Annotated in this window: 21 protein-coding genes; 11 read left to right on the plus strand and 10 right to left on the minus strand. The window is 69.9% G+C overall.

Annotation, left to right across the window (positions count from 1 at the left end; genetic code table 11):
• Positions 1 to 169: 169 nt before the first annotated feature.
• From ACOKM3_RS17245 to ACOKM3_RS17265, 5 genes are all read left to right on the plus strand, one after another.
• A complete protein-coding gene (locus ACOKM3_RS17245) occupies positions 170 to 1,120 on the plus strand; it encodes an SPFH domain-containing protein (RefSeq protein WP_426901448.1) in 951 nt (316 codons plus the stop codon).
• Positions 1,117 to 1,368, plus strand: a complete 252-nt coding sequence (locus ACOKM3_RS17250) for a type II toxin-antitoxin system antitoxin (protein WP_426901450.1) — start codon at positions 1,117 to 1,119, stop codon at positions 1,366 to 1,368. The genes ACOKM3_RS17245 and ACOKM3_RS17250 overlap by 4 nt, the downstream gene beginning before the upstream one ends.
• A 102-nt stretch (positions 1,369 to 1,470) precedes the next feature.
• On the plus strand, positions 1,471 to 1,998 hold the full coding sequence (locus ACOKM3_RS17255; protein WP_426901452.1) for a PadR family transcriptional regulator: 528 nt from the start codon (positions 1,471 to 1,473) through the stop codon (positions 1,996 to 1,998).
• Positions 1,995 to 2,693: an ABC transporter ATP-binding protein gene (locus ACOKM3_RS17260; protein WP_426901454.1), complete on the plus strand. Its 699-nt coding sequence runs from the start codon at positions 1,995 to 1,997 to the stop codon at positions 2,691 to 2,693. The genes ACOKM3_RS17255 and ACOKM3_RS17260 overlap by 4 nt, the downstream gene beginning before the upstream one ends.
• Entirely contained in the window at positions 2,690 to 5,086 is a 2,397-nt protein-coding gene (locus ACOKM3_RS17265; RefSeq protein WP_426901456.1) for an FtsX-like permease family protein, read from the plus strand. Before ACOKM3_RS17260 ends, ACOKM3_RS17265 begins: the two co-directional genes overlap by 4 nt.
• A gap of 3 nt (positions 5,087 to 5,089) precedes the next feature.
• Here ACOKM3_RS17265 and ACOKM3_RS17270 read toward each other — a convergent pair whose 3' ends face one another.
• Positions 5,090 to 6,055, minus strand: a complete 966-nt coding sequence (locus ACOKM3_RS17270; RefSeq protein WP_426901457.1) for a LysR substrate-binding domain-containing protein — start codon at positions 6,053 to 6,055, stop codon at positions 5,090 to 5,092.
• Positions 6,056 to 6,187: 132 nt separating this feature from the next.
• On the opposite strand from ACOKM3_RS17270, the gene ACOKM3_RS17275 reads away from it, so the two are divergent.
• Both ACOKM3_RS17275 and ACOKM3_RS17280 read left to right on the plus strand, forming a co-directional pair.
• Entirely contained in the window at positions 6,188 to 6,742 is a 555-nt protein-coding gene (locus ACOKM3_RS17275) for a peroxiredoxin (RefSeq protein WP_266713589.1), read from the plus strand.
• Between the two features lie 2 nt (positions 6,743 to 6,744).
• Positions 6,745 to 7,275, plus strand: a complete 531-nt coding sequence (locus ACOKM3_RS17280; protein WP_266713587.1) for an alkyl hydroperoxide reductase — start codon at positions 6,745 to 6,747, stop codon at positions 7,273 to 7,275.
• Positions 7,276 to 7,406: 131 nt separating this feature from the next.
• Here the strand turns inward: ACOKM3_RS17280 and ACOKM3_RS17285 are convergent, their stop codons facing one another.
• The 4 genes from ACOKM3_RS17285 to ACOKM3_RS17300 all read right to left on the minus strand — a co-directional run bounded on the left by ACOKM3_RS17285 (position 7,407) and on the right by ACOKM3_RS17300 (position 12,441).
• Entirely contained in the window at positions 7,407 to 8,789 is a 1,383-nt protein-coding gene (locus ACOKM3_RS17285; protein WP_426901460.1) for an AI-2E family transporter, read from the minus strand.
• Between the two features lie 109 nt (positions 8,790 to 8,898).
• Positions 8,899 to 9,639, minus strand: a complete 741-nt coding sequence (locus tag ACOKM3_RS17290; RefSeq protein ID WP_426906815.1) for an aggregation-promoting factor C-terminal-like domain-containing protein — start codon at positions 9,637 to 9,639, stop codon at positions 8,899 to 8,901.
• A 400-nt stretch (positions 9,640 to 10,039) separates the two neighbouring features.
• Entirely contained in the window at positions 10,040 to 11,365 is a 1,326-nt protein-coding gene (locus ACOKM3_RS17295) for a PhoH family protein (RefSeq protein ID WP_327661785.1), read from the minus strand.
• Between the two features lie 302 nt (positions 11,366 to 11,667).
• Entirely contained in the window at positions 11,668 to 12,441 is a 774-nt protein-coding gene (locus ACOKM3_RS17300; protein WP_426901462.1) for an isoprenyl transferase, read from the minus strand.
• A gap of 108 nt (positions 12,442 to 12,549) precedes the next feature.
• Here ACOKM3_RS17300 and mgrA point away from each other — a divergent pair, with 108 nt between their 5' ends.
• Positions 12,550 to 13,587 (plus strand): L-glyceraldehyde 3-phosphate reductase, encoded by a 1,038-nt coding sequence (mgrA, locus tag ACOKM3_RS17305; RefSeq protein ID WP_426901464.1) that lies wholly within the window; start codon positions 12,550 to 12,552, stop codon positions 13,585 to 13,587.
• Between the two features lie 495 nt (positions 13,588 to 14,082).
• On the opposite strand, the gene ACOKM3_RS17310 is transcribed toward mgrA, so the two are convergent.
• Complete coding sequence (locus ACOKM3_RS17310; protein ID WP_426901466.1) at positions 14,083 to 16,071, minus strand: heavy metal translocating P-type ATPase; 1,989 nt, start codon at positions 16,069 to 16,071, stop codon at positions 14,083 to 14,085.
• An 80-nt stretch (positions 16,072 to 16,151) separates the two neighbouring features.
• Here ACOKM3_RS17310 and ACOKM3_RS17315 point away from each other — a divergent pair, with 80 nt between their 5' ends.
• Positions 16,152 to 16,502 (plus strand): ArsR/SmtB family transcription factor, encoded by a 351-nt coding sequence (locus ACOKM3_RS17315; protein ID WP_266713573.1) that lies wholly within the window; start codon positions 16,152 to 16,154, stop codon positions 16,500 to 16,502.
• 37 nt (positions 16,503 to 16,539) lie between these two features.
• Here the strand turns inward: ACOKM3_RS17315 and ACOKM3_RS17320 are convergent, their stop codons facing one another.
• Both ACOKM3_RS17320 and ACOKM3_RS17325 read right to left on the minus strand, forming a co-directional pair.
• The gene (locus ACOKM3_RS17320; protein WP_426901468.1) at positions 16,540 to 17,232 is read right to left on the minus strand and encodes a DUF6882 domain-containing protein; all 693 of its coding nucleotides are present in this window, start codon (positions 17,230 to 17,232) and stop codon (positions 16,540 to 16,542) included.
• Between the two features lie 53 nt (positions 17,233 to 17,285).
• On the minus strand, positions 17,286 to 18,089 hold the full coding sequence (locus ACOKM3_RS17325; protein ID WP_426901470.1) for a class I SAM-dependent methyltransferase: 804 nt from the start codon (positions 18,087 to 18,089) through the stop codon (positions 17,286 to 17,288).
• A 207-nt stretch (positions 18,090 to 18,296) separates the two neighbouring features.
• Between ACOKM3_RS17325 and ACOKM3_RS17330 the strand changes: the two genes are divergently transcribed.
• A complete protein-coding gene (locus ACOKM3_RS17330; protein ID WP_426901472.1) occupies positions 18,297 to 19,607 on the plus strand; it encodes a cytochrome P450 in 1,311 nt (436 codons plus the stop codon).
• Here the strand turns inward: ACOKM3_RS17330 and ACOKM3_RS17335 are convergent.
• Positions 19,571 to 19,849 (minus strand): hypothetical protein, encoded by a 279-nt coding sequence (locus ACOKM3_RS17335; RefSeq protein ID WP_426901473.1) that lies wholly within the window; start codon positions 19,847 to 19,849, stop codon positions 19,571 to 19,573. The genes ACOKM3_RS17330 and ACOKM3_RS17335 overlap by 37 nt on opposite strands.
• Before the next feature lie 247 nt (positions 19,850 to 20,096).
• On the opposite strand from ACOKM3_RS17335, the gene ACOKM3_RS17340 reads away from it, so the two are divergent.
• Entirely contained in the window at positions 20,097 to 20,387 is a 291-nt protein-coding gene (locus tag ACOKM3_RS17340; RefSeq protein ID WP_426901475.1) for a winged helix-turn-helix domain-containing protein, read from the plus strand.
• Positions 20,388 to 20,688: 301 nt separating this feature from the next.
• Here the strand turns inward: ACOKM3_RS17340 and ACOKM3_RS17345 are convergent, their stop codons facing one another.
• Complete coding sequence (locus ACOKM3_RS17345) at positions 20,689 to 21,315, minus strand: OmpA family protein (RefSeq protein WP_426901477.1); 627 nt, start codon at positions 21,313 to 21,315, stop codon at positions 20,689 to 20,691.
• Position 21,316: the final 1 nt, after the last annotated feature.

The following is a 21,316-nucleotide window of genomic DNA, read 5'->3' on the forward strand; positions in this document are numbered from 1 at the left end:
TCTTCGTTGATTCGGCCATATCGGACGTGACAATCAGCACCTGCCCCATGGGAACCGACGAGCGAGGCGTGCGGATGGTTGCCGTACGCGATAAAGTGATATCACTTTGCTAGACCACGTTCGCGGCAGTGCTGCCACGAACGACCAGCTCAGAGATACGGGGACGGACATGTCCGAGACGGACGCCACACCGAACACTTCCGGCGCGAACACTCCGGACGTACAGATGCCGAAGGCCCACGTGCGGGAGTTCACGGCCCACAGCATCGGCGGCGGACTCGCCCTGCTGCTCGGCCTCATCGGCCTGATCGTCGGCGGAGGCCTGATCGCGATCGCCGGCTCCACCGACTCGGGAGGCGCCAGGGGTGCGCTCATCGCGGTCGGCGTCGTGGTCGCGATCTGCTCGGTCTTCGCCATGGCGGGCCTGAACATGGTGGCGCCGGGCGAGGCCCGCGTCGTCCAGCTCTTCGGCCGCTACCGGGGCACGATCCGCACGGACGGCCTGCGGTGGGTCAACCCGCTCACCTCGCGCACCAAGATCTCGACCCGTGTGCGCAACCACGAGACGGCGGTCCTGAAGGTCAACGACGCGTACGGCAACCCGATCGAGCTCGCCGCGGTCGTCGTCTGGAAGGTCGAGGACACGGCCCAGGCGACCTTCGAGGTCGACGACTTCCTGGAGTTCGTCTCGACGCAGACCGAGGCGGCCGTCCGGCACATCGCCATCGAGTACCCCTACGACGCGCACGACGAGGAGGGCCTGTCGCTGCGCGGCAACGCCGAGGAGATCACGGAGAAGCTCGCCGTCGAGCTCCACGCGCGCGTGGAGGCGGCCGGCGTCCAGATCATCGAGTCCCGCTTCACGCACCTCGCGTACGCCCCCGAGATCGCGTCCGCGATGCTGCAGCGCCAGCAGGCGGGCGCGGTCGTGGCGGCCCGCCGCCAGATCGTCGACGGAGCGGTCGGCATGGTCGAGGCCGCGCTCGCCCGGATCGCCGAACAGGACTTCGTGGAGCTGGACGAGGAGCGCAAGGCGACCATGGTCTCCAACCTGCTGGTCGTCCTGTGCGGTGACCGCGCGGCGCAGCCCGTCCTGAACACGGGAACGCTCTACCAGTGACGCCGCCCCCTGACCGCGAGCGCCGCCCGGCACGCAAACAGGTCCTGCTGCGGCTCGACCCCGCGGTGTACGACGCGCTCGCGCGCTGGGCGGGCGAGGACCTGCGCTCGGCCAACGCGCAGATCGAGTTCCTGTTGCGCAAGGCGCTCGCGGAGGCGGGACGCCTGCCGGGTTCGGCGAAGCCGATACCGAGGCGGGGTCGTCCCCCGGCCGGTGAAGCCGACAGGTCCAGCCCCGCCGGCGATTGAGGCGCGGGGTCCGGGGCGGAGCCCCGTGGCCGCGCGCCGGCCGACCAACACCATACGGGCGGCTATACACACCGCGTATACATCGTGTGTATAGTCCCCCGCATGTCCATCGGCCACACCCTCCTCGGGCTGCTCGAATCAGGGCCCCGCCACGGTTACGACCTCAAGCGCACCTTCGACGAGACGTTCGGGCACGACAAGCCGCTGCACTACGGGCAGGTCTACTCGACCATGTCCCGCCTCCTGAAGAACGGCCTCGTCGAGGTCGACGGGATCGAGGCCGGCGAAGGCCCCGAGCGCAAGCGGTACGCGATCACCGACGCCGGCGTCACCGACGTACGGCAGTGGCTCGCGACGCCGGAGAAGCCGGAGCCGTACCTCCAGTCGACCCTCTACACCAAGGTCGTCCTCGCCCTGCTGACCCGGCGTGACGCGACCGAACTCCTCGACGCGCAGCGCGCCGAGCACCTGCGCCTGATGCGCATCCTCACGGACCGCAAGCGCAAGGGCGACCTCGCCGACCAACTCATCTGCGATCACGCCCTGTTCCACCTGGAAGCCGACCTGCGCTGGCTGGAACTGACCGCCGCGCGCCTCGACAAGCTCGCCGCGGAGGTACGTCCTTCATGAGTTCCCCCACCGCTCCCGCCGGTTCCCTGCTGGCCGCCACCGGTCTGCACAAGACGTACGGGCCGACCCCGGCCCTCGACGGCGCCTCCTTCTCCGTCCACCCGGGCGAGGTCGTCGCCGTCATGGGCCCCTCGGGCTCGGGCAAGTCTACGCTGCTGCACTGCCTCGCCGGCATCGTCACGCCGGACTCCGGCACCATCACGTACAACGGCCGCGAGCTGACCGCCATGTCCGACGCGGAGCGCAGCGCGCTGCGCCGCGGCGAGTTCGGCTTCGTGTTCCAATTCGGGCAGCTGGTCCCGGAGTTGACGTGCGTCGAGAACGTCGCGCTGCCGCTGCGGCTGAACGGCGTGAAGCGCAAGGAGGCCGAGCGCCGGGCCGTCGAATGGCTCCAGCGTCTGGAGGTCGACGACCTCGCGGGCAAGCGCCCGGGTGAGGTCTCCGGCGGTCAGGGCCAGCGCGTCGCCGTCGCCCGTTCCCTGGTCACGGGGCCGCGCGTGCTGTTCGCCGACGAGCCCACCGGCGCCCTGGACTCGCTCAACGGCGAGCGCGTCATGGAGCTGCTCACGGACGCCGCCCGCGGCACCGGCGCCGCCGTCGTCCTGGTCACCCACGAGACGCGGGTCGCCGCCTACTCGGACCGCGAGATCGTCGTACGGGACGGCAGGGCCCGGGACATGGAGTTCGCCCGATGACACTCCTCGACGACCGCCCCGCCCAGGCCCCGCCCGCACCCACGGACCCCGGCCTCGCCGGCCGCCTGCGCGACCTCGCGCTCGGTGTCCGCTTCGGCTTCTCCGGCGGCCGCGAGGGCTGGATCCGTACGCTGCTCACCGCGCTCGGCGTCGGCCTCGGCGTCGCCGTGCTGCTCGGCGCCGCGTCCGTGCCGAACTTCACGAGCGCGCGCGACGCCCGCTACGACGCCCGCTCGATCGGCTTCAGCGAAGAGAGCGTGCGGCCGACCGACCGCACGCTGCTCACGCTCGACACCTCCTCCTCGTACCGGGACCTCTCCGTCGGCGGCTACATGCTCGACGCCGACGGCGAGAACCCGGTCCTGCCGCCCGGCGTCGACAAGCTGCCGGGCCCCGGCGAGATGCTCGTCTCGCCCGCGCTGCGCGACCTCCTCCACTCCCCCGAGGGCGAACTCCTCAAGAAGCGTTACGACTTCCGCGACGTCGGCACCATCCACGAGGCCGGCCTGAGCGACCCCTTCGACCTGTACATGTACGTGGGCAGCGAGGACCTGAGCACCGACCGCGGCGCCACCCGCGTCGACGGCTTCGGGCAGCCGGGCGACGACAGCCCGCTCGATCCGGCCCTGGTGCTGCTGATCCTGCTGGGCTGCGTGGTGCTGCTCGCGCCCATCGCCATCTTCATCGCGACCGCCGTACGGTTCGGCGGCGAGCGGCGCGACCGCAGGCTCGCGGCTCTGCGCCTCGTCGGCGCGGACGCGCGGATGACGCGGTGGGTGGCCGCCGGTGAGGCGCTGTTCGGCACGCTCGTCGGCCTCGCGTTCGGCCTGGTCGCCTTCTTCGCCGGGAGGCAGGTGTTCGCGCACGTCGAGGTGTGGCGCCTGTCGGCGTTCCCCGACGACTTCACCCCGGTGCCGGTCCTCGCCGCGGTGGTGCTGCTGGCGGTGCCGCTGTCCGCGATCGCCGTCACGGTGTTCGCCCTGCGCTCCGTCGCGATCGAGCCGCTCGGTGTCGTACGGGGCGGGCGCGTGCGCGGGCGCAGGCTGTGGTGGCGGCTGCCCGTCCCCGTCCTCGGCGTCCTGGTCCTGTTCCTCTCCAGCTTCGACGCGGGCTCGTCCCAGCTGTCCATGGTCGTGATCGCGGGCGGTGTCCTGCTGACCCTCGTCGGCCTGGTGCTCGTGCTGCCCTGGCTGGTGGAGGCCGTCGTGAGCCGACTGCGTGGCGGCTCCGTGCCCTGGCAACTGGCGACCCGCAGGCTCCAGTTGAACAGCAGCGGCGCCACCCGCGCGATCTCCGGCATCACCATCGCGGTGGCCGGCGGCATCGCCCTCCAGATGTTCACCGTCGGCATCAACGACAGCTTCAACAGCTCGACCGGCCAGGACCCGAAGCGCGCGCAGATCGGCGCGAACACCGACTTCCCGAGCGGCGCGCTGGCCGACCGGATGGTCCAGGAGTTCCGGACCACCAAGGGCGTGCAGAACGTCATCGGCACGGTCAGCACCTCGGCCGAACTGGTGGGCGCCAAGCCGGGCGCGGACGGCTACGCCCCGTCCGTCTCGCTGTCCGTCGGCTCCTGCCCCTCGCTGCGCGAGCTGGCCCACCTGCCGTCGTGCTCGGACGGCGACGTCTTCCGGGTCACCCGCTCCCACGACTCGTACCTCGACGGGGAGTTGGAGAAGGTCGCGGTGCCCGGCGGGCGGCTCGTCGTGGACAACCCCGAGGACGCGGGCCGCCCCGGCCTGAAGCCGGTGCACTGGAAGCTGCCCGGGGACGTGCGCACCGTCGACTCCCGCAAGGACCCGGCGGGCGAGTACTACGGCGGCATCCTCGCCACCCCCGGCGCCCTCGACCCGGCGACCCTGCACACCGCGTCGACCAACGCGCAGATCCAGATCGACGAGAGCGTGCCGGACGCGGCGGACCAGGTCCGCAACACCGCGTTCGCGGTCGACCCCGGCATGCGGGTGTGGACGTACGAGGTGTCGAGCCGAGACAAGGAGTACGAGAGCATCCGCACGGCCCTCTTCACGGCCGCGGCCCTCACCATGGTGATCATCGCGGCGTCGATGCTGGTCTCGCAGATCGAGCAACTCCGCGAGCGCAAGCGGCTGTTGTCGGTGCTCGTCGCCTACGGCACGAAGCGCTCGACGCTCGCCTGGTCCGTGCTGTGGCAGACGGCGATCCCGGTGGTACTCGGCATGGCCGTGGCGGTCACGGGCGGCCTGACGCTCGGCTGGCTGATGCTGCGGCTCATCGGCAAACCGGTGACCGACTGGCTGCTGTTCCTCCCGCTTTGCGGGGTGGCGGCCGCCCTCATCGCCGCGGTGACCCTGCTGTCCCTGCCTCCGCTGTACCGCATGATGCGGGCGGAGGGGCTGCGGACGGAGTGACGCTCAGCGGTCACCGAGGACGCGAACCGGCAGGCCCTGCAAGGCGGTTCGCAGGGCCGAGGCCAGCTCCTCGTACTCCGCGGAGCGCGCCGCCCCCGTCCGCATGGCGAGTGCCACGCGGCGCGCGGGGGCGGGCTCCGCGAAGTACCCGGTGAGCAGCTGACTGCTCCGGCTGGTCTCCACGGACACGGCGGTGCGCGGCAGCAGCGTCACCCCGAGGCCACCCGCGACGAGCTGCACCAGCGTGGAAAGACCGGCGGCGGTCGTGGCGACGGGAGCGTCGTCGCGACCCGCCTCCCGGCAGATGTCGAGGGCCTGGTCGCGCAGGCAGTGCCCCTCGTCCAGGAGCAGCAGGTTCAGCTCCCGCAGCGCCTCGCGCGGAATCCCCTCCCGTCCGCCGAGCCAGTGGTCGAGCGGCGTGACGAGCACGAAGTCCTCGTCGAACAGCGGGAGTTCGCTCACCCCCGGCACCCCGAGCGGCACGGCGAGCAGCAGCAGATCGAGCCGCCCCGCCCCCAGGCCCTCGATGAGCGACGACGTCTGCTCCTCGTGCACCTGGAGGTCCAGGTCCGGATACGTGTCGTGGACCAGCCGGAGCACGGTCGGCAGCAGATACGGCGCCACCGTGGGAATCACCCCGAGTCGCAGCACGCCCGTGAACGGCGCCCGCACCGCCTCGGCCTCCTCGACGAGGGCGCCGACCTCGTCGAGCACCGCCTTGGCCCGCACGGCGATCCGCTCCCCGGCCGGCGAGAGCAGCACCTTTCTCGTCGTACGCTCGAGAAGGGTCACGCCCAGCACCTCTTCGAGCGCCGAGACCGCACCCGACAGCGCGGGCTGACTCATCCCGATCGCCGCCGCGGCGTCCCGGAAGTGCAGATGCTCCGCGACCGCGGCGAATGCCCGCAGCTGCGCCAGGCTGGGCTGCCGACGCCGCGCCCCCACGGGCTTTCCGTTCTGTACGGCCACTGATAGCCACCTCCGATCAACATGACCGAGTCTAGCTATTTCCGTAATCAATGCACCCTGTGCCACGATCTTGAGCAGTCCAACCCATGGAAACAGCCCCAAAAGGGATGTCTCCTACTGCAAGGAGTTCGTGTGCTCACTGTCGGTGACAAGTTCCCCGAGTTCGACCTGACTGCCTGTGTCTCGCTGGAGAAGGGCTCTGAGTTCGAGCAGATCAACCACAAGACCTACGAGGGCAAGTGGAAGATCGTCTTCGCGTGGCCCAAGGACTTCACCTTCGTGTGCCCCACCGAGATCGCCGCGTTCGGCAAGCTGAACGAGGAGTTCGCCGACCGTGACGCCCAGATCCTCGGCTTCTCCGGTGACTCCGAGTTCGTGCACCACGCCTGGCGCAAGGACCACCCGGACCTGACGGACCTCCCGTTCCCGATGATGGCCGACTCGAAGCACGAGCTCATGCGTGACCTCGGCATCGAGGGCGAGGACGGCTTCGCGCAGCGCGCCGTCTTCATCGTCGACCAGAACAACGAGATCCAGTTCACGATGGTGACCGCCGGCTCCGTCGGCCGTAACCCCAAGGAGGTCCTGCGGGTCCTCGACGCGCTCCAGACGGACGAGCTGTGCCCGTGCAACTGGACCTCGGGCGAGGACACCCTCGACCCGGTCGCGCTGCTGGCCGGTGAGTGAGCATGGCCCTCGATGAACTGAAGTCCGCCGTTCCGGACTACGCCAAGGACCTGAAGCTCAACCTGGGCTCGGTCATCGGCAACTCGGACCTGCCGGCCCAGCAGCTGTGGGGCACGGTCCTGGCGACCGCCATCGCCTCCCGGTCCCCGCGCGTGCTGCGCGAGCTGGAGCCCGAGGCGAAGGCGAACCTGTCGCCCGAGGCGTACACCGCGGCGAAGTCGGCGGCGGCCATCATGGCGATGAACAACGTCTTCTACCGCACGCGTCACCTGCTCTCGGACAACGAGTACGGGACGATGCGGGCGGGTCTGCGGATGAACGTCATCGGCAACCCGGGGGTCGACAAGGTCGACTTCGAGCTGTGGTCCTTCGCGGTCTCGGCGATCAACGGGTGCGGGATGTGCCTCGACTCGCACGAGCAGGTGCTGCGCAAGGCGGGTGTCGACCGGGAGGTCGTGCAGGAGGCCTTCAAGATCGCCTCCGTGATCCAGGCGGTCGGCGTCACGCTGGACGCGGAAGCGGCGCTGGCGTAACTCGTTCGTTGGAAGCGGGGGCCGGAATGTTCCGGCCCCCGCTTCTTACGTCTCGGGGCTCTGCCCCGGACCCCGCTGCTCAATCGCCGCAGGGGCTCGAAAGATCGGGGCGCTGCCCCGGACCCCGCGCCTCAATCGCCGGCGGGGCTTGATTTGGGTGCCGCGTCGACCGCTGTCGCGCCCCGCGGCTCCGGCGCGTGGCCGAGGTGCGCCTCCCGGGACCACGCCCGCAGGTAGACGACCACCGTGTTCGTGACCGCCACCAGTGGCACCGCCACCACCGCTCCGCCGATGCCGGAGACCATGCCGCCCGCGGCGACCGCCAGGACGACGGCCAGGGGGTGGACCCGGACCGCGCGGCCCAGGATGAAGGGCTGCAGGATGTGGCCCTCGATCTGCTGCACCGCGAGCACCACGGCCAGCGTCATCACCGCGACGAACACGCCCTGCGTCACCAGCGCGACGACCACGGCGAGCGCGCCGGAGACGACGGCGCCCACCAGCGGGATGAACGCGAACAGGAAGATGAAGACCGCCAGGGGCACGGCCATCGGGACGCCGAGGAAGAAGATCCCCAGGCCGATGAAGATGGCGTCGATCAGTGCCACTATCACCGTCCCGCGGACGTACGCCGTGAGTGTGCGCCAGGCCCTCGGACCCGCGCCCGCGATACCTGGACGGGCCTGCGCGGGGACGAGCCCCAGGGTCCACTGCCAGATGCGCCGGCCGTCGTAGAGCAGGAACAGCGTCGAGAAGATCGTCAGGAGTACGCCCGTGAGCGCCTCGACGATGACGGTGACGCCCTCCAGGCCCGCCGACGTGATCTCGTCCGTGTTCGCGCCGACCGCGTCCCGCAACGACTTGGCGATGTCGTTGATCTGACCGTCGGTCACGTGGAAGGGGCTGTTCAGCAGCCACCTGCGCAGATCGTCGATGCCGTCCTGGACCTGCTCGGACAGCTGGTCGATGTTCTCCTGGACCTGCCAGACCACGAACCAGCCGACGAGCCCCATGATGACGAAGCCGAGGATGGCCGTCAGGGCCGTCGCGAGGCCCCGGGGCACGCCCCTGCGCATGAGGCGCGCCACCGTCGGCTGCAGCAGCGCGGTGATCAGCAGAGCCGCGATGAACGCGAAAACCACCAGCTGCACGGAGCTGATGACCTTCATCAGGACCCAGAGCGTCCCGGCGAGCACCAGGAGCCGCCAGCCCGCCTCTGCCGCGACCCGAAGGCCCCACGGCACGGCGGCGGTCGGCTCGGGCCGCGGGGAGACGGCCGGCGCGTACGCGGGCGGCGCGGGCACCTGGTCCGTGTCGTGCGCGGGCCCCGCTTCGGCCGGGGCCGGCGCACCGGGCTCCGGTGCGGGAGGAGCCGCCGCAGGTGCCCGCGTCGGCCGGGGCGGCAGTTCAGCCTCCTCCGCCCGCTCGGCCTCCGCGCGGCGCTCGTCCAGGCGCTCGCCCATTTTGCTGATCCCCGCGCCGACCCGGCCGAGCCACCCTGGAACTCGCGACATCATCCGTCCTCGTTGAAGCCTGTGGCCCCGACCGTACCGCGTGACAACGCCGAAGCCCCTCACCGTGAGGACGGTGAGGGGCTTCGCGAGGTTGCGAACTACTGGTTGCTCAGTACCAGTTGTTGGCCTGCCAGAACGACCAGGCCTCGCAGGGGCTGCCGTAGCGGTCGTTCATGTAACCGAGGCCCCACTTTATCTGCGTGGCCGGGTTCGTCTGCCAGTCCGCGCCGGCCGACGACATCTTGGTGCCGGGCAGCGCCTGGAAGAGACCGTAGGCACCGGACGAGGCGTTGGTGGCCTTGTAGTTCCAGCTGGACTCGTGGTCCACGATGTTGCTGAAGCACTGGAACTGACCCGACGGCACCATCTGACGTGCCATCGACTGGACCTGGGCGACGCTGTACGAGGACTGCGCGGTGAAGTCGGAGGCGTCGCGGGTGGCCGAACGGCTGGCGGCCGCCTTCTTGGCTGCCTCCCGCTCCTTGGCCTCCTTCTCGGCCTTCTCCTTGGCCTCCTTGGCGTCCTGTGCGGCCTGCTGCTTGGCGACCGCGTCCTGCGCTGCCTGCTTCCGGGCGGACTCCTCGGCGGACTTCTGCGCAGCCGTGTCGGCCGCGATGGCCTGGGTCTGCGCCTGCTGCTTCAGCGACGAGGTCTGCACCTGCGCCTGCTGACCGGCAGGGATGTCAGCGAGGAGGGTCGAGTCGCTCGCCGTTGCCTCAGCCTCCTGAGAGGGCTGACCGGTGCTGCCCGAGGCAACACCCACGACGGCGCCGACTGTGGTGACCGCGGTGGCCGAGGCCACTGCGAATCCCCGGACCGAAATCCGGCTCACACGGTTTCCTTCCAGCATCGCCCGCTTGAACGTGACCGTCGCGGACGCAATCTTGCCCCTGACACTGGTCTCCACAACTGCGGGGTCACGGGAGACACGGGCCCGGTGGACAACTCCCGTGACGGGAGCGCCGCGTGGTGCTCGGGCGGCATACGACGGCCTCTATGTAGTTCAGGTGCAGCGGGTGCTGCTGTTGTTTCGTACCGCTGGGGGCACGCAAGTGTCGTATGCGGGGCCTGACAGGACGGTGACTCTGCCGCATCGGGGCATGGCAAGGCAATTCCCCACCGCGTGTGAAAGGTCACACCCCGTTTGCCCCACGGGAATTTCGGAAACGAGCACACGCCGCGGCGCCGCCCGGCTAGGCTCTCCCGCCTTGCCGAACGGCGCCAAAAGGGACGAACAGGCCCTGTACGGGCTAGATCTGACCGTCCTCCAGCATTTCGGTCACCAGGGCCGCGATCTGCGACCTTTCCGATCGGGTGAGCGTGACGTGCGCGAAGAGCGGATGTCCCTTCAGCTTCTCGACGACCGCGACCACCCCGTCGTACCGGCCGACCCGGAGGTTGTCGCGCTGCGCGACGTCATGGGTGAGGACGACACGCGAGTTCGCCCCAATGCGTGAAAGGACCGTCAGAAGGACGTTCCGCTCCAGGGACTGCGCCTCGTCCACGATCACGAACGCGTCGTGCAGCGAGCGGCCCCTGATGTGGGTGAGCGGCAGGACCTCCAGCATCCCCCGGGCGGTGACCTCTTCGATCACCTCGCGCGAGGTGACGGCGGACAGCGTGTCGAAGACCGCCTGTGCCCACGGCCCCATCTTCTCGGCCTCGCTGCCCGGCAGATAGCCGAGCTCCTGACCGCCGACGGCGTAGAGCGGCCGGAAGACCATCACCTTCTGGTGCTGGCGCCGCTCCAGGACGGCCTCCAGGCCCGCGCAGAGCGCGAGCGCGGACTTGCCGGTGCCGGCCCGGCCGCCCATCGAGATGATCCCGACGTCCGGATCGAGCAGCAGATCGAGGGCGATCCGCTGCTCGGCGCTGCGCCCCTTGAGGCCGAAGGCCTCCCGATCGCCGCGCACCAGGCGGACGTTGCCCTCGGGTGTGACGCGGCCGAGCGCCTTTCCGCGCTCGGACTGGATCGTCAGACCCGTGTGCACGGGAAGGTCGGCGGCCTCGGGAACGTAGAGGGTGTCCTCTTCGAAGAGGAGGTCGACCTGCTCGGCGGGCAGCGTCAGTTCGGACATGCCGGTCCAGCCGGAGTCCGTGATGGCGAGTTCGGCGCGGTACTCCTCGGCGAGGAGGCCCACGGAGGACGCCTTGATCCGCAGCGGCAGGTCCTTCGACACGACGGTGACGTCGTAGCCCTCGGCCTGCAGATTGCGGGCGACCGCCAGGATGCGGCTGTCGTTGTCCCCCAGGCGGTAGCCCGAGGGCAGCACGCTGGGATCGGAGTGGTTGAGCTCGACGCGCAGGGTGCCGCCCAGTTCGCCGGTAGGGATCGGCGCATCCAGGCGTCCGTGGCGGATCCGGTAGTCGTCGAGCAGGCGCAGGGCCTGCCTGGCGAAGTAACCCAGCTCCGGATGATGCCGTTTGGCCTCCAATTCCGTGACCACGACGACAGGAAGGACCACTTCGTGTTCGTCGAAACGGGTCATGGAGTTCGGATCGGCCAGCAGGACGCTGGTGTCGAGAACATAAGTGCGCCGGTCGGGCTTGGGAAGGCGCTTGTTACTGGTCACCACGGAAGGACGTACCCCCTCGGATGAGGTCGGGGAGCGACGGAGTTTTCGGGACCGGTTCGTGGGCCGCTTGCGCGGGCCGAGAACCGGCCCTCCAAGGCGTCTTCCGTACCCACCTGCGTACGGTCGTCCTGGTGCAAAGGGCCTCCCGGGCGGACGGCCCCGTGCCGTCCGCTGAGATGCGGTGTCCTTGGCTCGGACACCGACTTGGAAGGCTTATTCCCTCGAACAAGCGCCGCCATGCAAAAGCACATGACGGCGCGTTCGTTAACTCCTGGTGACGTACGTCTCCCGGTGACCGGTGGTCAGCCGCCGAAACGGCGGTGGCGCAGCGCGTAGTCGCGCATCGCGCGCAGGAAGTCGACCTTGCGGAAGGCCGGCCAGAAGACTTCACAGAAGTAGTACTCGGAGTGGGCCGTCTGCCAGAGCATGAAGCCGGAAAGACGCTGCTCCCCGCTGGTGCGGATGACCAGGTCCGGGTCGGGCTGCTCCTTGGTGTAGAGGTGCTTGCCGATGGCGTCGACGGTGACGGTGTCGGCGACGTCCTCCAGCGACTGCCTCTTGTCCGAGGCGTCGAGCAGCATCGAGCGGACGGCGTCGGCGATCTCTTGGCGGCCGCCGTAGCCGATCGCGACGTTGACCACTATTCCGTCGCGCTCCGCGGTGGACTCCTCGGCCTCCTTCAGCACGGCCTGCATGCCCGACGGGAGGATGTCGGTGTTGCCCACGTGCTGCACGCGCCAGCGGCCGTCCTCGGCGAGCGTGCGCACGACGCCCTCGATGATGCCGAGGAGCGGGACCAGCTCTTCCTGGGGGCGGTCGAAGTTGTCCGTCGAGAGCAGCCAGAGCGTGACGACCTCGACGTCCGTCTCGCTGCACCAGCCGAGGAACTCCTCGATCTTCGCCGCGCCCGCCTGGTGGCCCTGGGCGGTGGTGGATCCGGCGGCCTTGGCCCAGCGACGGTTGCCGTCCATGATGACGCCGATGTGCTTGGGCGCCTGATCGTGGTCAAGGTGGCCTTCCACCCGGCGTGCGTACAGCCTGACCAGCAGGCCACGCAGCCTGTCGCGCAGGTTCACGGTCTTTTTGCCCTCCGTGCTGATGGGAGTCCCCGAAGGCGGAAGCCTACTCGGGCGTACCTGGGTGCCGGCTATGGGGTGTCAGGGACCTGACGTAGCTTCGTAGCCATGAACGACACCTCTCCTTACGTCGCCTCGGCGGGCCGGTACGGTTCCATGGAGTACCGGCGCACGGGCCGCAGCGGCCTGAAGCTCCCCGCCGTCTCCCTCGGACTGTGGCACAACTTCGGTGACGACCGCACACTTGCGAGCCAGCGCTCGATCCTGCGCCGTGCCTTCGACCTGGGCGTCACACACTTCGACCTCGCGAACAACTACGGGCCGCCACCCGGCAGCGCCGAGCTGAACTTCGGCAAGATCTTCGCGCAGGACTTCGCGCCGTACCGGGACGAGCTGGTCCTCTCGACCAAGGCGGGTTACCGCATGCACCCCGGCCCGTACGGGGAGTGGGGCAGCCGCAAGTACCTGATGTCGTCGCTCGACGCGTCCCTGAAGCGGATGGGCGTCGACTACGTCGACATCTTCTACTCGCACCGCTTCGACCCGGACACCCCGCTCGAGGAGACGATGGGCGCGCTCGCCTCCGCCGTCCAGCAGGGCAAGGCGCTGTACGTGGGTGTGTCCTCGTACACCAGCGAGCAGACGGCCGAAGCGGCCCGCCTGCTGCGGGAGATGGGCGTCCCGGCGATCATCCACCAGCCCTCGTACTCGATGCTCAACCGCTGGACCGAGGACGACCGTCTGCTGGACACGCTGGAGGCGGCCGGGATGGGCTGCATCTCCTTCGCGCCGCTCGCGCAGGGTCTGCTGACGGGCAAGTACCTGAAGGAGATCCCGGAGGGTTCGCGTGCGACGCAGGGCAAGTCCCTCGACCCGGATCTGCTGAGCGAGGACGTCGTCCGCCGGCTGAACGGGCTGAACGACATCGCTCAGCGCCGCGGCCAGTCCCTCGCGCAGCTGGCGCTGAGCTGGGTGCTGCGGGACGAGCGGATGACGTCGGCGCTGATCGGCGCCTCCAGCGTCAAGCAGCTGGAGGAGAACCTGGCGGCGCTGGACGGTCCGAAGCTGACCGACGAGGAGCTGACCGAAATCGACTCGTTCGCCGTCTCCACGGAGGGCACGAACATCTGGAACGGCCGGCGCTGAACTCCCGTCACGGGAGTGGGGGTCGACCCGGAGAAGTCCGGGACAGAAAAACGGGCCGGTCCGTGGGGGGGGATACGGACCGGCCCGAGGGGGGGTTTCCACCATAACCCTTCGTAAGTGCGGACGCTCGCATCGGCGTGCCACAACTACGCTCCGAAGTCGTACGGCGACGCCAGGAGGGGGCTTTCAAGCCGTCCCTCAGCAGGTTCTACGGGGTTCGCGGCCCTGATTCGCGGGGCGCGTCGCCCCCGGCGTGGCGTCCCTCTCCCGTGTCACACGCGCGGTTGACGCGCGGGCGGGCCCTTCGGGCTCCGCCACGGATGAATGGCGTGATGACGGCCGGGGTACCGCGCAGCCCCCTCCACTGCGCGGTACCGACGCGCAGCTTTGCTCACGCGAATTGCCGTTGGTCTGAACTTACGTGATTCTTAGGGCGCATTCGATCGCGTATCGATAACGATCCGGATCGGCCGCTCAGAGCCTGTTCACAGGCTCTCAGCGCTTCCAGGCGCGCTCGCGCAGCAGGCGCAGGCCGTTGAGGCCGACGAGGACGGTGGAGCCCTCGTGCCCCGCGACGCCGAGCGGCAGCGGCAGATGCCCCGCCAGGTCCCAGACCACGAGTCCGGCGATGAACACCCCCGCGATGACGAGGTTCTGGACGACCAGGCGGCGCGCGCGCCTGGACAGCGCCACCGTGCGCTCCAGGGCGCCCAGTTCGTCCCGTACGAGGACCGCGTCCGCGGTTTCGAGGGCCAGGTCGGAGCCGCCGCGGCCCATGGCCACGCCGGTGTGCGCGGCGGCGAGTGCGGGGGCGTCGTTGACCCCGTCGCCGACCAGGAGGACGGTGCGGCCGGCGTCCGCCAGTTCACGTACGGCGTGTGCCTTGTCGTCGGGCAGGAGGCCTGCGCGTACGTCGCCGGGGGCGATCCCGACCTGGCGGGCCACGGCCGCCGCGGCGTGGGCGTGGTCGCCGGTGAGGAGGATCGGGGCGGTGCCCGTGCGGGCGGCCAGCGTCCGGATGGCCTCCGGGGCGGATGGGCGGATGGTGTCGGTCAGGGTGAGGCGGCCGGCCAGTTCGCCGTTGACCTGGACGGCGACCTCGGTGCCGGGGGTTGTTGTGGGGTGTACGTCCATGTGCGTCGGGGAGCCCGCGGCGATTTGGAGGGGCTGGTCCGTGTGCGCGGCGGAGGCGGCGATCGGTGCGCAGTTCCCCGCGCCCCCAAAAACCCTGCCCGAGACGCCCTTGCCCGGCTCCGACTCGAATGCCTCTACGGGGTGGAGGGACAGACCCCGATCTCTTGCCGCTGCCACGATCGCCCTGCCCACCGGGTGTTCGCTGGGTTGCTCGACCGAAGCTGCCAGCGTGAGCAACTCGGTCTCCGTGTACGGGGGTTCGGGACGGATGTCCGTTACCTGGGGGACGCCCTCCGTCAGGGTTCCCGTCTTGTCGAAGGCGACCGTGTCGGTGCGGCCGATGCGTTCCATCACCACCGCCGACTTGATGAGCACGCCGTGCCGGCCCGCGTTCGCGATCGCCGACAGCAGCGGCGGCATCGTCGCGAGCACCACGGCGCACGGTGAGGCCACGATCATGAAGGTCATGGCCCGGAGGAGCGCGTCGGTGAGCGCGTCGCCGAAGGCCAGCGGGACCAGGAAGACCGCGAGGGTCGCGGCGACCATGCCGAGCGCGTAGCGCTGCTCGACGCGCTCGATGAACAGCTGGGTCGGCGCCTTGGTGCGGGTGGCCTCCTCGACCAGGGCGACGATGCGGGCGATGACCGTGTCGGAGGGGTCGCGGGCGACGCGGACGCGCAGCGCACCGGTGCCGTTGAGGGTGCCGGCGAACACCTCGTCGCCGACGGTCTTGGGTACGGGCAGGGGTTCGCCGGTGATGGTGGCCTGGTCGACGTCGCTCGCGCCGTCGACGACGTGGGCGTCCGCGCCGACGCGTTCGCCGGGGCGGATCAACAGGACGTCGTCGATGGCGAGTTCGGAGGTCGGGACGGTCTCCTCCGACCCGTCGGCGGTGAGGCGGGTGGCGGTCGCGGGGGCCAGGTCGAGCAGCCCGCGCACGCTGTCCTCGGTGCGGGCGGTGGCGAGGGCCTCCAGGGCACCGGACGTCGCGAAGATCACGACGAGCAGGGCGCCGTCCATGACCTGCCCGATCGCGGCGGCGCCGAGCGCGGCCACGACCATGAGCAGGTCGACGTCGAGGGTCTTCTCGCGCAGCGCCTTGAGTCCTTCGAGCCCGGGCTCCCAGCCCCCGGCGACGTACGCGACGGCGTACAGCGGGCCCCACAACCAGGCGGTGGTGCCCAGGAGTTGGAGCGGGAGGGCGAGGAGGAAGGCGACGGTCGCGATCGCCGCCCAGCGCGCCTCGGGGAGGGCGAGCAGCGGGGTGCGGGAGCCGTGGGGGACGCGCGGCGCGGCGGGGGCGGCCGCGGCGGCCTCGGCCGGTGCGGAGGCGGACACGGGTGCAGACATGGGGCTCACGATACAGGAACACATGAAGACCTCTTCATGCATACCATGGAAGACGGTCGTCGCCTGGATACGATGAGTCCATGGGCCATGGAATCGATCACAAGAGCAGCACCCGCGAGCGGCTCGACGCCGTGGGCGCGGCCGATGTCGCGGCGACGCTCCAGGCCCTCGCGACCCCGTCCCGGCTGCGCATCCTGGCGCGTCTACAAGAAGGGCCGTGCGCGGTCGGCGATCTGGCGGAGGCGGCAGGACTTGAACAGTCCGCGTGCTCGCACCAGCTGCGGCTGCTGCGCAATCTGGGCCTGGTCAGCGGTGAGCGCAAGGGGCGCTCGATCGTCTACGCGCTGTATGACGACCACGTCGCGCAGCTTCTCGACCAGGCGCTTTTCCATGTGGAGCACCTGCGCATCGGACTGCGCGACGAGGCGTAGCTTTCTGCGGTCGCGGTTTTCTGCGGTCGCGCCGCCTTCAGTGCAAGGCGAGGCGGATGCCGGCGATGCGGCCCGCCTCGTCGAAGCCGATCTCGGCCGGGACGGAACCGGGCAGTTCCGCGGCGATCTGCCCGCCGTTGTCCCGGTACGCCACCCCGTGGTGGTCGAAGAAGCCCGCGACCAGGCGCCTGGCGTCGACCCCGAGCAGGCCCTCGGCCTGTACGAGCGTGCGCGGCAGCGTGACCGGGTCGAGAGGGGCGCGCGGCACCTGCGGGTCCTCGGGCAGGAAGTAGACCTGGGTCTCGGGGTTCGCGGGCACGCCGATGTAGCCGGGAGCGCCCGTCACGCCCATCCCCGCGAAGGCGAGCGTCTCGGCGGCCCGCCGGGGGTCGGGGAAACCGGACAGATCGAGCACCTGGGTCGTGAACTCGGCTATCCCCTGACTCTGGCCGAATCGCCCCACCTGTTCGGAGAGCGCCGCGACGGGCGTGCCGCGCAGTTCTGGGTTGGCCCAGCCCCACATCCACGACCGCTGGGCGGCGTCGTAGGTGCCGAGGACGCCGACGCGCAGGTCCACGTTGCCCTGCCGGTAGCGGCATGTCGGCAGGTCGGCCGTCCACGACGCCCCTTCGGGCAGGAACCCCATGAGAGCTTCGAGCTGAGCGCCACCCCACGCCGCGTGCCGCTCGGTCTCGTACAGGAAAGCTTGGCTGAATTGCGTGTGGCTCATGGGGCGGGACCTTACGCGAGACGGCTGTAGAGGCCAGAGTTACGTAAGCGACCTCACCGCTCCCGCCAGGGCTTGCGAGCCTCGATGAGGTGGCGGGTGCTGTGGGCCACGAACGGGCCTTCCGTCCTGATCTGCTCGTGCAGCGCGCGGAGTTGGGGATCGTAGGCGTCAACTGTGAAGCCGGGCACCATCCATACGACCTTTCGCAGAAAGTGGACAACGGCCCCGATGTCGTAGAACTCGATGCGAAGTCGCTCGGCGCGCAGGTCGACGATCTCCAGACCGGCCGCCTCCGCCTCGCGCTGCTCCGCGTACGGGTCACGGCCCGAGCGCACCTCGGCCGGCTGCGGTCCCAGGAAGTACTCGACCAGCTCGAACACGCTGCTGGGGCCCACGTGTTGGGCAAAGTACGTGCCGCCGGGGCGCAGCACGCGGGCGATCTCCGTGAAGTGGGCCTTCACCGGGTGGCGGGCGGTGACCAGCTCGAAGGCCGCGTCGGCGAAGGGCAGCGGGGCGTCGTCGGGCGAAGCGACGACGACCACGCCGCGGGGGCCAAGGAGGCGGGTGGCCTTCTCGACATTCGGGGGCCAGCCCTCGGTCGCCGCCATCAGGGGCGGCAGCTTCGGGGCCAGGTTCAGCACCTCGCCGCCACCGGTGTGCAGATCGAGGGCGGATTCCGCGCCGGCGAGGCGCTCCCCCATGAGGCGGGCATACCCCCAGGAGGGCCGCTCCTCGGTGGCCCGCCCCTCGAACCAGGAAAAGTCCCAGCCCTCGGTGGGCGCGGCGACGGCCTCGGCGACGAGCTCGTCGTAGGGGCGGTCCGCGTGAGTGGGACGAAAGTTGTCGGAAGTGGTCATGCTGCGCATGATCGCAGTCACACCGGGTCGGATTCATCTAGGTTTCGCCGGTACTGGGGGTAGCACCAGGGTGGGGGCGGGGGTTGCCCCTCTTCCGTAGAACAGGGGGATCGCACGTACCCTTGGCGTTCCCCACCGGCATTCTCCAGCCCCCACACCTCCATCAGGCCCGTCCGTCCTACCGCCTCACCGCAGAAATGCGAGCACATGTCCGTACGTTCCGCGATAGCGACCTGGCTGACCCGCCTCTACTTCTCCCGGCTGCGCAAGAAGGGGGGAAGCCTCGACCTGTCCGTGCTGTCGAAACTCCCCGACGCCGCGCTGCTGCCGCTGCGCCGCGAGGGCGTCGACCCGGTCCCCGAGATCGGTGCGCTGCGCGACCGCGAACCCGTCAGCAAACTGCCGATCCCCGGCATGACGGTGTGGCTGGTGTCCGGCTACGACGAGGCGAAGGAAGTCCTCGGCAACGCGAAGGCGTTCAGCAACGACTTCCGCAACCTGGTGGGGGTGGGCGGCGCCGAGGCCGAGCAGCACCCCGGTGGCCTCGGCTTCTGTGACCCGCCGGACCACACGCGGCTGCGCCGCCTGCTGACACCCGAGTTCACGATGCGCCGCCTCTCCAGGCTCACGCCGCGCATCCACTCGATCATCGAGGAGCAGTTGGCGCACCTGGAGAAGGCGGCCCGCGAGTCGCCCGACGGCACGGCCGACTTCGTCGAGCACTTCGCGATGCCGGTCCCCGCGCTCGTCATCTGCGAACTGCTCGGCGTCCCGTACGAGGAGCGCGACGCGTTCCAGCAGTTCTCGGTCGCCCGCTTCGACGTGCTGGGCGGCGCGGGAGCCTCCTTCGGCGCGGTCTCCCAGTCGCTGGACTATCTTCGCGGCGTCGTCGCGGAGCAGCGCCGCAACCCCGGCGAGGGGCTGCTCGGCATGCTGGTGCGCGAGCACGGCGACAACATCACCGACGAGGAGCTCACGGGCCTCGCGGACGGCGTCCTGACCGGTGGCCTGGAGACGACGGCGAGCATGATCGCCCTCGGCACCATGATCATGCTCAAGGACCGCGAGCACTTCACGGCGCTGCGCGACGCGGAGGACCCGGCGACGGTCGCGGCCCCCTTCGTCGACGAACTCCTGCGCCATCTCACGGTCGTCCAGACCGCCTTCCCGCGCTTCGCCCGCGAGGACACCGAGATAGGCGGGGTGCCGCTCGCCGCCGGCGACATAGTCATCGTGTCGCTGAGCGCGGCGGACCGCGATCCCCGGCTCGGCGGGGCCGACGACGACATGGACGCCTTCCTCCCCTCCCGCCCGCCCACGTCCTCCCATCTCGCGTTCGGCTACGGCATCCACCGCTGCATCGGCGCGGAACTCGGCAAGATGGAGCTGCGGGCGGCCTTCCCCCAACTGGTGCGGCGCTTCCCGGAGTTGCGGCTCGCGGTGGAGCCCTCGGAGCTGGAGTTCCGGAAGCTGTCGATCGTCTACGGCGTCGAATCGCTGCCGGTGTCGATCGACTGATCCATCGACCGTTCCATCGACTGATCCATCGGCCGATCCACGGCGCGGCGGGCGCTGTGGGCCCGATGAGCCCGGTCGAGAATGTCCAGCGGGTCGACCATGGGCGGGTAGCTCGGGGCACACTCCGGACATGCGTACACGTTGAACCCGGGGCCGGTCGGGGCGTGCACCTCGTGGACCAGGACCGGTTCGTCGGTGGTGCGTTGGCAGCGGGCGCACATGCGGCGCGGCTTCTTCGTCACCGGGCGCCTCCGTGGGTCAGGACGTACGGCCGCCGCACGGGCAGGCAGAGGCGTAAGGCCCAGGAGAGGGCCCGGAGAGTACGATCCGGCATGTTGACGCTCCCTTGAAGCGTTGGCCATGCCCCGGGACGGCTCCACCCGTCGCCGGGGTCTTTCACGTCCACCATAATGCCGGAGCATAGCCATGCATAGCGGTTAGCGGCACTCCATACATAAGGGCAGCTCACCACCGTCGTACATTGTTCGAATGGCAGAAGAGTCAGCACGGAACCGGCATCCGGTCGACCCGAACAAGATCGCCTACGTCTACACGCAGGTGGCCGACTACATCGCCGGACAGATCGCCGACGGGACGTTGCGCCCGGGTTCACGCCTCCCCGCTGAGCGCGACCTCGCAGAGCAGTACGGCGTTGCCTACCTCTCCATTCGCCGAGCCGTGAAAGAACTGCGCGAACGCGGGCTCGTGGTCACGCTGCCTTCCAAGGGAACGTTCGTCGCATACCCGGAGGCAGAGGGCGAAGGGTCCGACGAGGGCTGAGCAGGTGGCGGTTACCCACAAGAACCCGGCCGTCGGTTTGACCAAAGTCCGCACTGTGGACAGGAGTTCGCGTTCGTTAGCGTCGCGTCATGAGGCGACGTAAGCGTATCGGGACGACGCGGATCAGGTCCTTACAGCGAGTACGGGACCGCGCCGAGCGGCGACGCGAGCGGCGGCCCCGCAGCTGGGGCAGGCGCGTCGGGCGGCGGGCCGAGCGGGTCCGGCCGTGGCTGCAATTCCTCGCGGACGTGGTGACGCTGCTCGTGAAACTCGCCCGCTGAGGCGGCAGTTCATGGATTCCTCAGTCGGACTTCGGGAGTGAGACTTCCACCCGGCGGTTCTTCTTCCGGCCCTGCTCCGAGCCGTTGTCCGCGATCGGGTAGTCCTCGCTGTAACCCCTGACCTGGAACGTGATGTTCGCGCCCTGCGCGCCGAGCGCCGCCGTCAGGGCGTCGTGGACGGCTTCCGCGCGGTTCTTGGAGAGCTTGAGGCCGTGGGCGTACGAACCGAGATTGTCGGTGAAGCCGAAGACGCGTACGGAGCTTGCCTTCTGGTTCTCGATCTCGTCGGCGATCGCCTGGATCCGGGAGTTGCCGTCGGGGTTCAGCTTGGAGCTGTCCTTGGGGAAGAGGACCTCGGCCTGGAGGGCGAACGTCACGTCCTCATTGGTGTCCGTGCGGCGCTCGTCGCCGGAGAGGTCCTCCACGACGGACTTGATGTCCAGGACCTTCGCGGGCGCGAGCGTGGCGCCGTCGGCGAGCTTGAGGCCGGGGTTGTTGGCGTCCACCGAGGGCGGCGGAGAGCTGCTGGTGCTGCCGGGCGGGGCGCCGGTCGGCTCGTCGTCGGCGTGGGCGACCACGGTGCCGGTGGTGAGCAGGAGGGCCGTTGCGGCGGTGAGGACGGTGGCGGTCCGGTGACGTCGGGGCATG

The organism is Streptomyces nidicola (genome assembly GCF_050106155.1).
Lineage (GTDB): Bacteria > Actinomycetota > Actinomycetes > Streptomycetales > Streptomycetaceae > Streptomyces.